The organism is Treponema sp., from assembly GCF_052169735.1.
Taxonomy (GTDB): domain Bacteria; phylum Spirochaetota; class Spirochaetia; order Treponematales; family Treponemataceae; genus Treponema.
Genome location: NZ_JBQNBW010000013.1, coordinates 1 through 13,008, shown reverse-complemented (window position 1 = coordinate 13,008; position 13,008 = coordinate 1). Strand labels below are relative to the sequence as shown.

The following is a 13,008-nucleotide window of genomic DNA, read 5'->3' as shown; positions in this document are numbered from 1 at the left end:
TTTTTACCACACGGAGGAAAAAATGACCGAGAACGAACGCAAAATCTTAAAAACGCTGGGTAAGCAAATTCTGGAGTATTCCGAGCGGATGGCTGAGAAGTACATCGCAGAGAGTAAGGGGATGTGGGGAGAACATCGCAATGCAGTCAGGATTGGCGTGCTGTATGCTGTGCTCGAAAAAGATTTGTTTGAATACTTTGAACATCCCTTGCTTGATGCTCCAGAGGAAACGATCGGCGCATAAAGCGTTTTGAGCGCACAAGCGGGGACAAGGAGGTACCAGATGACAGAAAAAACAGGAGACTTTCCGATGGGGATTTTTGGCGCATACTCGAAAGGGGACTGCACCAGAGCTGAGTTTATCACGCAGTTTTCCGGGTGGCAAAAAGTCCACGGTATGAGCTATGACTGCAAAATAACGGCAAATGCCCTCGGCATGTATATTACCTACCGTGGTGTAACGGCGCTTATCAAAAAAGACTGCATTGACTGGTGTGGTCTTTTGGTAAGGGGTGCGGTCTCAGATATGGTATGGACGTTTCGCCGTCTGGTAGATTTAGCTTTTAACCGTACTGGCATACGAGGAGATAAGCGATGGTAAACAGCAGCGTCAAATTAAATGAGCGTCCGGTCAAAGTTGCCCGCATTGCGGATCTGACCGGCTATTCAAAGGACTATATCTATCAGCTCGTACACAGGGGAAAAATACCCTTTCATAAGCGGGGCGATGCCGGTAGCAAAGGCACTCTTCGATTTTTTGAGAGTGAAGTAACAGAGTGGATAATGAAAAGCTTCACCCCTTCGGTCAGTGATCTGTATGAACAAGCTAATAAAATTTTAGAGGGAAGGATGTAATGGCAGCGGTACGAAGAATGCGAACGCGCGAAAAAAGCGGGTTTATCCGCATCGTACGGGAAGCAGATATCCTCAAACAGGTTGAACAATGGCTATCTGCGCAGCAGATATGGCACATGCGGTGCAACAATGCAGCAGGCAAGGCACAAAGCGGTCGGTTTATGCGTAGTTTTACCTGCTTAGGTCGTGCGGTTGTTGGTGTATCGGACATTTACGCAATTAAAAATGGGGTTTCAATTTGGATTGAATGCAAGCGCCCCGTTGGCGGCAAACTTTCAGCTGGTCAACGGAAATTCCTTGACGCAATGAACCGAAACGGCGCGGTTGGTATCGTAGTAAACGGTATCGAAAGTCTTGAAACCCAACTGAAGGCGGCGGGGCTATTATGAAAGGAGCGTTTCGGCTGCGCTATCACCAGCAGGCTATTGTCGATGTGTGCCGCGAAATACTGGATGGTGCGCTTATCAGGGAGATAATTTTGTCGGTAACCCCCGGCGGCGGTAAGTCGTTCGTACCGGTTATTCTTGCAGAAAATCTCATCCCGGCAATAGCGAAAAAAATCTGCTGGGTAGTGCCGCGGAACGCCTTAAAGTATCAAGGGGAGGCTGAATTTATCGATCCGCGCTGGGAAACGCTCAAGCGGGTCCGTGCTGCGGATAACGGTATGGATTTAACGCGCGGACTTGACGGGTATGTAACAACCTACCAAGCAGTGGGCATAAATCCCGAATGCCACGCCGCAGAGTTTGGCAGGCATCGTTATATCCTGTTTTTGGATGAATGTCATCACGTGGCAGACGGTTCTTTATGGGATATGGCGCTGAGGTCAATGGTTGAACAGGCAGCGCTTGTGGTAAAGGCAAGCGGAACGCTTTCACGCGGGGACGGGCAGAAAATAGCCTTTATGGAATATACGGAGGGAACCCCTGCGGTCAGTAACACGGATCAGCGGCGCGTCATTGTATACGGACGAAAAAAGGCGATTACCGACGGCGCAATTTTGCCGGTGGAGTTCCGCACGATAGACGGGGAAGCTTCATGGGAAGAACAAGACGGCGCTGCCGGCTCATCAATGCTTTCCGGAGAAGAAAGTGCAAAAGCATTGTTTACCGCCCTGCGGACGGGCTTTGCTCATAATCTTTTGGATGCGTCCCTTTCGGAATTTGCAGTACTGCTGCAAGAATACCCCCCGGCAAAAATGCTGGTAGTTGCGCCGAATATCGAGATTGCAAAAGCATACCACGCATATCTTGACTCGGCTGGGTACGTATCGCGTATTGCAACAAGCGAAGACACACCGCTTGCACAGCGGAATCTTGAAGACTTTAAGCGGGGTACATACCGCATACTTGTTACGGTTGCAATGGCTTATGAAGGTTTAAATGTACCGGAGGTATCGGTCATCTGCTGCCTCTCACATATACGGAGTGTGCCGTGGCTTGAACAGTGCTTTGCACGGGCAAACCGCTTAGCGCAAGGGAAAAGCCGCGCGGTGGTATTTGCCCCTGCAGACTGGGCATTCAAAAAAGCCGTTGCAATGATTAAGCGTGAAGAACTCGTACCGCTATCGGATGGGCAGCAAACGCTTTTTAACGGAGATAACGGCAAGGGCGGTGATGGCGGCATGAGGGCAAACGGGGCAAAGCCGTGGATCATCCCGCTGTCCTCCAGTGCGGAAGGAGCAGCGCAAGCGGGTCCATTACGACCGGTGATACCGCCGTGTACACCGAGCGAAGCAGAAAAGATACTGCGCAAGAATATCAACGGGATTATTAGCGCCTATCTTGACTCTGTGAATGCAGGAAGTAAACAGGCATACAGTAAGATGCTCTACCGGAGGATGCGCTTGGTGGTTGAAAAGCCGCTTGCGCAGATGCGGCAGTGTGAGCTTGAAAAAATATGGATGTGGCTCCGCACACAATACGGCGGAAATACCACTAACAAAGGCTAAACCTACAAACGTCAGTTTGTAAGGATCATAAAAAGAGACACCGCGGACAGTTTAACAGAGCACGGATGCAAAGGAGTACGATGATGGCTACAGAACAGGCAACAAACAAACGGGTGAGAATTAACCTCTCAGAAACGGCAAAAGGACTTATTCAGTTCGACATTACCGCTGAATGTGAAACGGTAGAAGAAACGAAGGCGGCATTATCGGCAGCGATCGATGCTACACGCGCCGTTATTGCAGAAAAAGGACTCAAGGAGGTTTCCGCATGACAGAAAGTGCAAAAAAAGCCATTGCAGTTATCGACAACGCACAGCAGAAAGGGGCGCTCGTCTTTGTAACCAGAGAGGATTGTGTCGGAGTAACGCCGCTTTATAAGCCGGAAGTAACCGTTATCAATCTCCGGCTTCCCAAAGCAAAGTATGACAATGACGCTGATGTGTATGACATTCAGGGAAAATATATGCCCAAACGTGAGATTGTAGACAGGATCGGAGAAGCAACAGGGCTTGTCTTTATCCGCGAAGGCTGCAGGACATGGACTGAACTGCGAGAAGATGACATTGCAGGAAAGCGCACGGTCTTTATGAGTGAACAGCAGGCAAAAAAGCGGCTGAGTGACGGTTCATTCCGTACCTCAAGCGTACAGACCTATGAGTTTGACCCCGTACTTCGTGCAATGGTCGATTTTAACGTAACCGAACTGAACGCCGGGACCAAGCAAACGAAACTGCGCGACGGCGGCAAGACCCTTGCGCAGACTATCCTTGAAAACACCAAGGTTGCCCGCCAACGTGCCGAAACAGGCGCACGGCTCCGTGTCATCCGTGAGCTTACCAATATGCCGACGGCGTTCTCAAAAACAGACGCGGCAAAGCCGCTTATATTCGGTCGAATTGCGCAGAATACGGACTACATCCTCCAAACACCGGAAGGTCGCGCAATGGCTTCTGCGCAAGCACTTGGTATTGATGTCGCGGCGCTCTTTGGCGGCAGAAAGTTTCCCGCCGCTGAGCAGGAAGCCCTTGTGTCCGCTCAGCCGGTGCCGGAAGCGCTGAGTGCAGCCGGTGAAGCTGAAAACGAAGAGACGTATCTGCTGGAGGCACAGACCTCCGCTGACGAATCTTCTTATACAGCAGATATGCAGGGTACAAACGGTTCTGAGGAAAAAGAGCTTTTTGATCCTGCCGGTTCGGCTGAACAAGCCCCAGAAAGAGCAAACGGTAACAGTGAATTTGAAACGCTTACCGAAGCGCTTGATCAATGGTGTGAGGCATATAGAGAGCTGCTGAATGTAACGCTTAAAAACGGATCAAACCCTTACCAGCTGGCGCAGGCTGAATTAGATGCCAATAACTTTGCCGCAACGGTTGAAACACGTAAGGCAATGATTGTGCGTATTAAAAAATATCTTGAAGCAAACGGAGTGAGAATATGATAAGGATAGCGCATATTGCAGACTTGCATTGTTGCAGGGAACACCAAGAAGTGGCGATGAAATCGCTGCGGTACTTTGCTGAGTATATAAAAGTGTCCCCCTGTGATTTAGCAGTCATAGCGGGGGACACATGGGACGCCTCGATGCTGAACACCGAAGCAAGCGGCTTCAACGGCTTCATCGACGCATTCCAAGACATCGCAAACACAGCCCCTGTCGCCATGATCTACGGGACACCGAGCCATGATACCGACGGGTCGCTGGAGGTATTCCGTAAAATCACTGCGAAACATTCTATCACAGTTTTAGATGCTGCGCAAGCCTATATGTTACTTGACAGCGGAACAATAGCCGTTGCTTCAGGCAGCGTTCCTGCGACGGCAAAGGCGGTACTTTTCGGTATTCCCGAACCGCGTAAAAAGTACCTGCTTGCAAATAGCACGGCGGGTAAAGATGAAACGGAAGCGGCGCTGCGTACTTCCATGCAAAAACTCTGCTTTTTGCTTGCAGCAAAACGGCGTGAATATGCCGCGCTTCCGTGTGTTATGCTCTATCATGGAGAGGTTGCAGGCTGCACATTGCAAAATGACCGCACAATAGAGCGCGGGACTGGAATCAGTATTACCATCAACGATCTTGCGGATATCGGCGCTGATTACTATGCACTGGGGCATATCCATAAACCGCAGCAAATCGGCACACTGCCTGCCTATTATGTAGGAAGCATCTATCCGAAAGATTTTGGAGAAACCCATCAGGCAGGCTTCAATGTGGTAGAAATTGACGGGGCGGGAAGCCCTGCCCGTGTTGAGCGCGTAAACTTTCCTCATCCGCAAAATATCAAAATTGAAGCAGGTACAAACTGCAACCTTGAAACCTATGATGTTGCCGGGAAGCGGGTTTGGTTGGATATTACCTGCACAAAAGAAGAGCAGGTCTTTATTGATAGTGAGGCACTCCGTGCTGCGTTACTGCAAAGAGGAGCAGTAGAATCCTCCCGTGTTACCGTCTCTGCGCTTCCTGTTGAAACAGTCCGTGCGGCGGAAATTACGGAAGCTGCAAGCGTAAGCGAAAAATACAAGGTGTGGGCTGATAATTCCGGGATTGAAGTAAAAGATTCCATCATACGGAAAGTCGCGGTTCTTGATGTGGAAATTAAAGCCGATAGTGCAAAAGCGCACGGTGCATGGGAGCTTGTCAGTTTGAAACTCCGCGGAGCTACGGGTATTAAAAAAGGTATTGGCAAAGATGAAATTACCATTGACTTTGACAGCTACGATAGCGGGCTTATCGCACTGACGGGGGAAAACGGAAAGGGCAAAACAACGCTGATTGAAAACTGTCATCCGTATCCGCAGCTTTTAACACGAAAGGGGAAACTACAGGATCATTTTTGTTTGCGGGATAGTTTCCGTGAAGTCATCTATCGAGACCGTGAAACTGAGCGGATGGTAAAGTGCTTGATCCAGATTGACGGTGCAACAAAGAGCGGTTCGTGTAACTATTTTGCGTTTACCTCGCATGACAAGGGTGCTTCTTGGGAAGCGGTACCCAGCGTGGATAAGAACAGCAAGCCGTATGAGGATTTTGTCGCGGCAACGTTCGGCGCAATGGAACTGTTTTTGCGTACAGCATTTATTACTCAGCGCTCGACAAAAAACCTCCCCGATTTAACGGATGCAACGGCAGGAGAGAAAAAAACGCTGTTTGCAGAACTTGCCGGTATCGACTATCTCCAAAAATTTTCTGATGCTGCAAATGAACGCGCAAAGCTCAACAGTCAAGCAGCGCATGATGCGGAAATAAAAGTACAGCTGTTAGAAAGCGCTATAGCGCGGAAACAGGAACTTGAATCAGCGTTTACCGATGCGCAAAAACAGCTCACCGAAAAACAGAGCGAATTAGTAACGGTAACGGACGGCGGTAAGGCAGCTCGCGTGGAATTGAATACAGCGCAAGAAAGAACTCATGCAGAACGTGAGCGCTCCCGCCGGTATGCGGAAGCTCAGCAAAGCATAGGTACCGTCCGGCAGGAAATTTCTGCACTTGAGCAAGAGCGTTCACGAAACGAGGCAGCAGCAGCCAGCCGTGAAGCAAACGAAGCGTGTATCAAAGAGTATGAACAATTCCAAGATATTATCAATGCAGAGCAGAAAAAACGCAACGCAGTAAACGAGGCAAATAGCGCACGGATGGGTGTATACCTTGCAGACAAAGCAGCGTTTGATCAGAAAGTTATGGCACTTGAAAAACAGCGTGATAGCCTTGCAGATCAGCGCAGTATCATTGAGCGCGAAATACTGACTGCACAAAATACGGTAAAACTACACGAACGCGACGCAGCAGAAATAAACGATGTATGCCCAACGTGCGGGCAAAAACTCCCCGCTGACAAAATCGCAGAGCTTGAAAACAAACGATCCGCGGCGCTTGAGACAATGAAAGAAAGTGAAAGCTCTCTTGCAGAATGTGAAAAGCGCCTGACTGCTGTTGATGCGGACATTGAAGCGCTTACACGGGAAATAGCAGCGCTCGCCTTTGAAGAGCCTGCAAAACCCACGCAGCAGCACTTTGATTCTCATATTGAAAATAGTGCAAGCGCAAAGCTGCACACCATTGATATTGCCCGTGCCCGTTCGGAGCTTGAAACGGCAAAGACAGCGGCAATCCGTATTGAAGGGATCAATGCGCAGCTTACGGATAAGGGAGCGCTTATGAGCGCCTTAGAAAAAGAAGCAGCCGCGCTTGCTGCACACGGTGATACTGAGGCGTTATCCGCGCTGAGTGCGGCACAAACAAAGCTTGATTTGCTTACAGAACAATACACTGCGATTAAGTCGGCTATTGCTGCAATAGAGGCAACGATTGAAAGCACACAGAAAAACCTTGCCGAAGTTGCAGCGCAAGAATCGGCGCTGGTATCTGCACGGGCAGAAAGTACAACGGCAAAAATCGAGGCTACTGAATGGGAGCTCCTTGCTAAGGCGTTCGGGCGCGACGGTATACAGGCGCTTGAACTTGATGCGCTTGCGCCCGGTATTTCCGAGACAGCAAACCGGCTGCTTGAAAGCGCATACGGAGACCGGTTCTGTATCAGTATCGAAACCACCCGAATCGGTGGGCAGGGTAAAGCCCGCAAGCAGATTGAAGACTTCAAAATTATGGTAACGGATAGCACAGACGGGGAAGCGACTGCGTTAGAGAATAAGTCCGGTGGTGAGGCGGTGTGGATTAAGCGGGCTATTTACGATGCCTTTGCAGTGATCCGCAGACGTAACACCGGCTTTGCCTTCCTTACCTGCTTTCAGGATGAGACAGACGGTGCCCTTGACGCAGCAGCGAAGACCGCCTACTGCCGAATGCTTGAAGCAAGCCACGAAGCGGCACAGCTCCGTCATACGGTAATCATCACCCACTCAAACGAAGTCAAGGCGATGATTGAACAGAAAATTGCAATGGAGAGTCTATGACGCACACTCGATCCGATATGCCAGCGTACATACGTGAGCGTACCGGCGGTACCATGCAAGAGGCAGAGCAATGTGCGCTCTATGCGGTTGAGTGGCTCTTAAACGCAGTTGCATCAGGGGAGTGCGTAGAGCTGCGGGGATTCGGTACCTTCCATATTGTTGAAAGGCAAGCGCATAAAAGCAATCTACCGGGAGTCGGTACTGTTTGTGCAAAACGGACAGTCCGCTTCCGCCCGGCACAAGCCCTCAAACGGCTGTGCAGCCGGAAATAAAATTTTTAGGAGGAATGTATGACAGAAGAAATAAAAAAAGCCTTTACCACCTTTGATGCCGCATTAAAGCATGAAAAAGCAGTTATCAGAGAGACACTTGAAAAGATTGGATATAGGGCGTTCTTCATCGAGCTAATGCCTTCGTCAAAGCATTTTATGATAGAAGCAGAGCCGATTGGCGATGAAGAACAGAATTATCAGGAGTGAATAAGTTTTCGATATATTTCATCTATTTTTTTGTCGACAGTACCGACAACAGTCCCGCAGCTTGTACAAGTGATGAAATATACCATAAAGCTGTTAGGAACGAGATGACGTGTTGCGTTAAAAACGGATTCTCCGCAAGACGGACATTTTGGCATCTTGTTATTCATACTACCACTCATATAAGTGGTATCGGAATAACATCATAATTTTTTTAGGAGGAATATATGAACAATGATGTAAGTAAAGGATTGGTAATAAGTGTCGCTCCGGCTGTTAGTGAGCAGGGAACCGGAGAGCACTCAGACACGGATATGCTGGACATGCAGAGTATGTTTAATCAGCTTTTGCAGCAAGCAAATCATGCCGCCCATGAAGCGGAGGCGCATCTGCAAGTAGAAGAGAAAAGCAATAGCGTTGCAGAGCTTCAAGGATTCTGCGCCGGAATCCGGAACTTCAAAAGCACGGCGAATAAGGCAGGCTTTGTGGTGCCTCCTGCGTTATTTGACACGGCAAATAGAATGGAGCCGTGGATAAGGCGACTCGATAGCGAAGAAGATGACGGCGATATGGAATGTACCCTTGAGCTGGATGTGCTGATTGAATTTTCTCGTACTCTTGATTTGCTTACGACAAGCGACAGCTATACTGAACTTGAAGAAATAATAAAAAGTAGTATCAGGGCAAAAAAGGATTTTCTGTACAGCGAAGCAAAATCAGCGCGTGATCTATTCTGGATTCGCGGCTGGCACCGCGGCTTTACATGGATAAAGACTGAGATTAAAGAGCTGTACTACTGGAAAAACGTCAAAGAGCAGCAGGCGGCAAAACGTGCAAAAGAAAAAGCATCTGAACTTCCCTTTGGCGATGATGTTGCATAAAAGGAGCGCTGCCGCAGTATGACATTGCGGCAGCGGCGTATGCGGCAATAAGCAAGCATTGTTGTGTGGTTGGATTGTAAATAGACCATGACACGAGATAAAGGATAAAACATATGCAGTACAGTGATTTTGAAAAGATGCCGGAACAAGAACTATTTAATGAGTATAGAAAAACGAAAGACCTAGAACTGCGCAATTTTCTGGTGATGAAACATAGCCCGATTATTAAACATATCATCGGCAAAATTGGCACCAAGAAAACGCATAGAATGGAAAACGATGATCTTTTTAATTATGACGTAATAGGACTTATTGACACAATCAACAAATACAATCCTGAAAAAGACAACCGGTTTATTACGTATGCGTTCTATCGCATACAAGGTGCGATTTTTGACGGTATTCGTGCTTACGATTATGCTTCAAGGAGGACTCGAAGGCTCTCAAAAAAAATTGAGCAAACACGTGAAGTATTGGAAACGCGGCTTGGGCGTACGGTAACACAAAAAGAAGTCGCTCAAGAAATGGGAATGAGCGACAAAATATTTCAACAAATTTGTATACATATCATACGGTCAGATACAGTTTTATTCACAGATGTTAAAGAAGACAAGCCGTATCGCTTATCTATTGAGGATCGCTTAAAAGCACATGGTTACTGTGATCCTGAAGCAGTAATACAAGACGATATAATACAAAGCCTAAAACAATTCATTCGTACACTTCCGAAACGAAAAAGAAAAATATTCATCATGTACTATTATCACAATATGACGTTCAGAGCTATTAGTAAAGTATTTGGAGTATCTGAGTCGAGAATTTGGCAGATACACCGCGACATAAAGAAACAATTACAAACTTTTTACAAAGATAATTACGCAAGTCACTGAAAGAAGGCGGGAAAAGAAATGGCAGTACAGCGATATATATCATCTTCATTTTGGAGTGATGATTGGGTTGATGGTTTAAACGTGAAAGAAAAGCTCGTATACGTATATCTTCTTACGAATGATAGTACCTCAATTTGTGGGGTGTATAAACTAACGGTCAAGCGAATTAAAGACGATACGGGAATTTCACGGCAAGAAATTACTGATATTTTAAAAAAGTTTGCAGCTGATAAAAAAGCGTATTATGTGGATGAATATATTATTTTACCGAATTGGCTCAAGCATCAGCACCTCAATAATGAAAGCGTAAGACTCGGCACCATACGGGCATTAAAAGCGCTGCCGGATCATATCATCGCCTTTTTAAGAGAGCCGCATCATTTTTATTATGATGTTGATATTTTTCTCGGCATAAAAACGAAAGAGGTGCAACCAGCAACGGAAGACAAAAATACTGATAAAAATAACGCCGGTAATACTCGATCAAGCGATATACCAGCGCAAAAAACTATCATGCAAAACAATACAAGCACCCCTGACTTGCATTGTCAACAAGAGGCGGTACCCCCAGAAGTGGGGGGAGTACCCACCCAGCACCCCTTAATTCCGTCAAAATCGGCTCACGACTTGGACTTTGACTTAGACTTGGAGAGAGATAGCTTAAATAGCTTAGATATATCAACTCACCTAGAGAGAGGGGGCGTTTGCGAAAAACAACAAACGGCGGACAAGCCGCCTGCGCCGGAAGGACCGGCGCAACCTTCCCCTAAAAAAATACAGCATGAAAAAAAATCTTCCCGGTTTATAAAACCGACCGTAGAAGAAATAGCTGCGTATTGTCGTTCAATCAGCAGTATTATTGATCCTGACGCATTCTTTAACTTTTACGAAAGCAAGGATTGGTATGTTGGGAAAAACAAAATGAAAAACTGGAAAGCTGCTATCCGTACTTGGGAAATCAAAGAGCGGCAGCAACACAGCCGCTCCCCACCGGAAGGGAAAAATAAACGGTTTGATTACAACGTAACCGGCACTCAAGAAGAAATGCCGTTTTAAGAGCAAGGAGGAATTATGCGCACGTGTGCAATAAAGCAATCAAAAAGGTATGTGCCTGCCTTTCACGGCAAAGAGGCAATCTTTCACTGCGAAAAGCACGGGGATGTCAAGGTTATGCACCTAGACGGATCAACCAAGCCGCCTGAATGCCCTGTGTGTATCCAAGAGCAGGAAGAGCAAGAAAAGCGGGAAAAAAGTGAAGCGCTCCGAGCGCAAAAGCTCACAGCAATGGGGATCCGTGACAGATATTTAAATGCAAGTTTTATAAACTACATTCCTCAAAATGAAAAAGCAGTGCAATACCTTCATGATCTGTATGAGCTTGCTAAAAATCCGCGCGATACGTTCGTATTGCTCTATGGGAAAAGCGGCACGGGCAAAAGCCACCTTGCAAGTGCAGCGGTGATGCTCAACAAGGGAATATATACGACATGGGAATTTTTAGACATGGAAATTCGCTCAACATTTAATAGTTTCGCAGCAAAGAAAACAGAATACGAGCTTATTACTCATTATTGTACCATTCCATTCCTTGTTATCGATGAAGTTGAGAAGGGTAAGAATGAAGACGCAAAGATGCGCTATTTATCGCTTCTTTGCCGCGAGCGGCATGAACGGAAGCGCCCGCTCTGGCTTGCAGGTAACTGTAATTACGAGTGGGTAAAAACTATACTCGATAGCTCGGTAATTGACCGGCTAACAGAAAAAGGGAAATCGTTCAATTTTTTTTGGGAAAGCTACCGCCCGAAGCTGCGGGAAGCGGAAGCGATTTAGAGAGGAGGGGATAAAGAAAAATGATGGAACAACGATATTGCACCATCTGTGGTAGCCCTATTCCGAAAGGAAAACAAGAAAGCGGCGAATGGGTACCAGCTGACGGGAAGCTGCGTATTTCTCTGTACTATTGCAGTTCTGAATGTATGCTTCAACATATATTTTTACCAACGGCATATCTGCACCAAGTAAGAAACGCTCGCACGCACAATAAAACAACGGGGGAATAGAAATGCTAACCTTTCCAGTGAAAAAAGAATGGTACGAAAAAATCAAAAGCGGTGAGAAAACAATAGAGTATCGTGAAGTAAAACCATATTGGACAAAGCGAATAGTGCTCAATTTTTTTTGTCCGATGTTCGGCTTATATTCACCGGAAGAAGTTTTTAAGAAAGTTTCATCTTTGGGATTTTCAAAACAATTTGATGCTTGCGCCATGCCTTGTTGTGCGTTACGGCTTGGATATACCAGAAAAATAATGACAGCTTATATTTCGTTGCTTCAGGTGGTAGACGGCAAAGATACGGATTTACACATAGATAAACCGGTTTATGCAATCCATTTTAAAGACGTAAGATAGGAGGCAGAAAAATGACAGAAACAAATAAATGTACTAAAAACGGACTATGCGACGAATTGCTCAATGCCATTGACAGCACTGATGGTGGCAAAGGAATAAAAGTGCTGCACGGTATTACGCAGGAAATGATGTTTTCTAAACAATTCAGCATTGCAGATGCGCCGGTCATCGCTATCTTTTACAAAACTTGTGCAAAAAGTAAAGGCAGACTTTTTAAGTTTTGCCCGTTTTGCGGAGAAAAATTTACTTGGTCAAAATAGGGAGAAATACCATGACAGAACGCACTGAAACACAACAGAAAATTATTGAAATAACAGACGCGATGCGCGAGTTACTTTTATACAAAAATGAAAAATACGGAGATAGTGCGCTACACCCTAAGCGTATTTTTCATAAAGGAAATGTGGTTAGTTCAATTCTTATTCGGCTTGACGATAAATTGAGCCGCGTTATGGAAAACAATGATCAACTTCCACGCGTCAATGATGTGGCAGACATCATCGGCTATTGTACCTTGCTGCTTATCGGTATGGGTGCGGAAAAAGCGGATATACAAAAGCTAATGGATTGAAAACCAGGAAGGTAAAATATACATTTTAAGAGAGCTGTATAAAACAACAGCAAGGAGGAATAAACA

At 46.5% G+C, this 13,008-nt stretch carries 17 protein-coding genes; all 17 read left to right on the top strand.

The window, feature by feature from the left end:
- The first annotated feature begins 22 nt into the window (after nt 1-22).
- The 17 genes from ACTTJ8_RS03545 (at nt 23) to ACTTJ8_RS03465 (ending at nt 12,942) form a co-directional block, all read left to right on the top strand.
- Nucleotides 23-244 carry a hypothetical protein gene (locus ACTTJ8_RS03545; RefSeq protein WP_442716023.1) on the top strand — a complete coding sequence of 74 codons (222 nt, stop codon included), beginning with the start codon at nt 23-25 and terminating at the stop codon, nt 242-244.
- Nucleotides 245-283: 39 nt separating this feature from the next.
- Complete coding sequence (locus ACTTJ8_RS03540) at nt 284-601, top strand: hypothetical protein (protein ID WP_442716024.1); 318 nt, start codon at nt 284-286, stop codon at nt 599-601.
- Nucleotides 595-855 (top strand): helix-turn-helix transcriptional regulator, encoded by a 261-nt coding sequence (locus ACTTJ8_RS03535; RefSeq protein ID WP_442720322.1) that lies wholly within the window; start codon nt 595-597, stop codon nt 853-855. Before ACTTJ8_RS03540 ends, ACTTJ8_RS03535 begins: the two co-directional genes overlap by 7 nt.
- Nucleotides 855-1,244, top strand: a complete 390-nt coding sequence (locus tag ACTTJ8_RS03530; RefSeq protein ID WP_442716026.1) for a VRR-NUC domain-containing protein — start codon at nt 855-857, stop codon at nt 1,242-1,244. The genes ACTTJ8_RS03535 and ACTTJ8_RS03530 overlap by 1 nt, the downstream gene beginning before the upstream one ends.
- Nucleotides 1,241-2,806, top strand: coding sequence for a DEAD/DEAH box helicase (locus tag ACTTJ8_RS03525; RefSeq protein WP_442720321.1), 1,566 nt, complete (start codon nt 1,241-1,243; stop codon nt 2,804-2,806). Before ACTTJ8_RS03530 ends, ACTTJ8_RS03525 begins: the two co-directional genes overlap by 4 nt.
- Nucleotides 2,807-2,886: 80 nt before the next feature.
- Entirely contained in the window at nt 2,887-3,078 is a 192-nt protein-coding gene (locus ACTTJ8_RS03520; RefSeq protein WP_442716028.1) for a hypothetical protein, read from the top strand.
- Nucleotides 3,075-4,244 (top strand): hypothetical protein, encoded by a 1,170-nt coding sequence (locus ACTTJ8_RS03515; RefSeq protein ID WP_442720320.1) that lies wholly within the window; start codon nt 3,075-3,077, stop codon nt 4,242-4,244. The genes ACTTJ8_RS03520 and ACTTJ8_RS03515 overlap by 4 nt, the downstream gene beginning before the upstream one ends.
- A complete protein-coding gene (locus ACTTJ8_RS03510; RefSeq protein WP_442720319.1) occupies nt 4,241-7,714 on the top strand; it encodes a hypothetical protein in 3,474 nt (1,157 codons plus the stop codon). The genes ACTTJ8_RS03515 and ACTTJ8_RS03510 overlap by 4 nt, the downstream gene beginning before the upstream one ends.
- Nucleotides 7,711-7,986, top strand: coding sequence for an HU family DNA-binding protein (locus ACTTJ8_RS03505; protein WP_442720318.1), 276 nt, complete (start codon nt 7,711-7,713; stop codon nt 7,984-7,986). The genes ACTTJ8_RS03510 and ACTTJ8_RS03505 overlap by 4 nt, the downstream gene beginning before the upstream one ends.
- Nucleotides 7,987-8,004: 18 nt before the next feature.
- A complete protein-coding gene (locus tag ACTTJ8_RS03500) occupies nt 8,005-8,193 on the top strand; it encodes a hypothetical protein (protein WP_442720317.1) in 189 nt (62 codons plus the stop codon).
- Nucleotides 8,194-8,417: 224 nt separating this feature from the next.
- Nucleotides 8,418-9,071, top strand: a complete 654-nt coding sequence (locus tag ACTTJ8_RS03495; RefSeq protein ID WP_442720316.1) for a hypothetical protein — start codon at nt 8,418-8,420, stop codon at nt 9,069-9,071.
- A gap of 113 nt (nt 9,072-9,184) precedes the next feature.
- Nucleotides 9,185-9,961, top strand: a complete 777-nt coding sequence (locus ACTTJ8_RS03490) for a sigma-70 family RNA polymerase sigma factor (protein ID WP_442720315.1) — start codon at nt 9,185-9,187, stop codon at nt 9,959-9,961.
- A gap of 18 nt (nt 9,962-9,979) precedes the next feature.
- Nucleotides 9,980-11,017: a hypothetical protein gene (locus ACTTJ8_RS03485; RefSeq protein ID WP_442720314.1), complete on the top strand. Its 1,038-nt coding sequence runs from the start codon at nt 9,980-9,982 to the stop codon at nt 11,015-11,017.
- Nucleotides 11,018-11,032: 15 nt separating this feature from the next.
- Nucleotides 11,033-11,791 carry an ATP-binding protein gene (locus ACTTJ8_RS03480; RefSeq protein ID WP_442720313.1) on the top strand — a complete coding sequence of 253 codons (759 nt, stop codon included), beginning with the start codon at nt 11,033-11,035 and terminating at the stop codon, nt 11,789-11,791.
- 247 nt (nt 11,792-12,038) lie between these two features.
- Nucleotides 12,039-12,371: a hypothetical protein gene (locus ACTTJ8_RS03475; RefSeq protein WP_442716036.1), complete on the top strand. Its 333-nt coding sequence runs from the start codon at nt 12,039-12,041 to the stop codon at nt 12,369-12,371.
- Nucleotides 12,372-12,382: 11 nt separating this feature from the next.
- Nucleotides 12,383-12,631 carry a hypothetical protein gene (locus ACTTJ8_RS03470; protein ID WP_442716037.1) on the top strand — a complete coding sequence of 83 codons (249 nt, stop codon included), beginning with the start codon at nt 12,383-12,385 and terminating at the stop codon, nt 12,629-12,631.
- Between the two features lie 11 nt (nt 12,632-12,642).
- Nucleotides 12,643-12,942, top strand: coding sequence for a hypothetical protein (locus ACTTJ8_RS03465; RefSeq protein WP_442716038.1), 300 nt, complete (start codon nt 12,643-12,645; stop codon nt 12,940-12,942).
- The last annotated feature ends 66 nt before the right edge of the window (nt 12,943-13,008 follow it).

Coding starts and splice junctions, on each gene's coding strand:
- ACTTJ8_RS03540 (WP_442716024.1), top strand. CDS start 284: ATGACAGAAAAAACAGGAGACTTTCCGATGGGGATTTTTGGCGCATAC.
- ACTTJ8_RS03490 (WP_442720315.1), top strand. CDS start 9,185: ATGCAGTACAGTGATTTTGAAAAGATGCCGGAACAAGAACTATTTAAT.
- ACTTJ8_RS03505 (WP_442720318.1), top strand. CDS start 7,711: ATGACGCACACTCGATCCGATATGCCAGCGTACATACGTGAGCGTACC.
- ACTTJ8_RS03530 (WP_442716026.1), top strand. CDS start 855: ATGGCAGCGGTACGAAGAATGCGAACGCGCGAAAAAAGCGGGTTTATC.
- ACTTJ8_RS03465 (WP_442716038.1), top strand. CDS start 12,643: ATGACAGAACGCACTGAAACACAACAGAAAATTATTGAAATAACAGAC.
- ACTTJ8_RS03545 (WP_442716023.1), top strand. CDS start 23: ATGACCGAGAACGAACGCAAAATCTTAAAAACGCTGGGTAAGCAAATT.
- ACTTJ8_RS03480 (WP_442720313.1), top strand. CDS start 11,033: ATGCGCACGTGTGCAATAAAGCAATCAAAAAGGTATGTGCCTGCCTTT.
- ACTTJ8_RS03470 (WP_442716037.1), top strand. CDS start 12,383: ATGACAGAAACAAATAAATGTACTAAAAACGGACTATGCGACGAATTG.
- ACTTJ8_RS03500 (WP_442720317.1), top strand. CDS start 8,005: ATGACAGAAGAAATAAAAAAAGCCTTTACCACCTTTGATGCCGCATTA.
- ACTTJ8_RS03495 (WP_442720316.1), top strand. CDS start 8,418: ATGAACAATGATGTAAGTAAAGGATTGGTAATAAGTGTCGCTCCGGCT.
- ACTTJ8_RS03485 (WP_442720314.1), top strand. CDS start 9,980: ATGGCAGTACAGCGATATATATCATCTTCATTTTGGAGTGATGATTGG.
- ACTTJ8_RS03525 (WP_442720321.1), top strand. CDS start 1,241: ATGAAAGGAGCGTTTCGGCTGCGCTATCACCAGCAGGCTATTGTCGAT.
- ACTTJ8_RS03520 (WP_442716028.1), top strand. CDS start 2,887: ATGATGGCTACAGAACAGGCAACAAACAAACGGGTGAGAATTAACCTC.
- ACTTJ8_RS03535 (WP_442720322.1), top strand. CDS start 595: ATGGTAAACAGCAGCGTCAAATTAAATGAGCGTCCGGTCAAAGTTGCC.
- ACTTJ8_RS03510 (WP_442720319.1), top strand. CDS start 4,241: ATGATAAGGATAGCGCATATTGCAGACTTGCATTGTTGCAGGGAACAC.
- ACTTJ8_RS03515 (WP_442720320.1), top strand. CDS start 3,075: ATGACAGAAAGTGCAAAAAAAGCCATTGCAGTTATCGACAACGCACAG.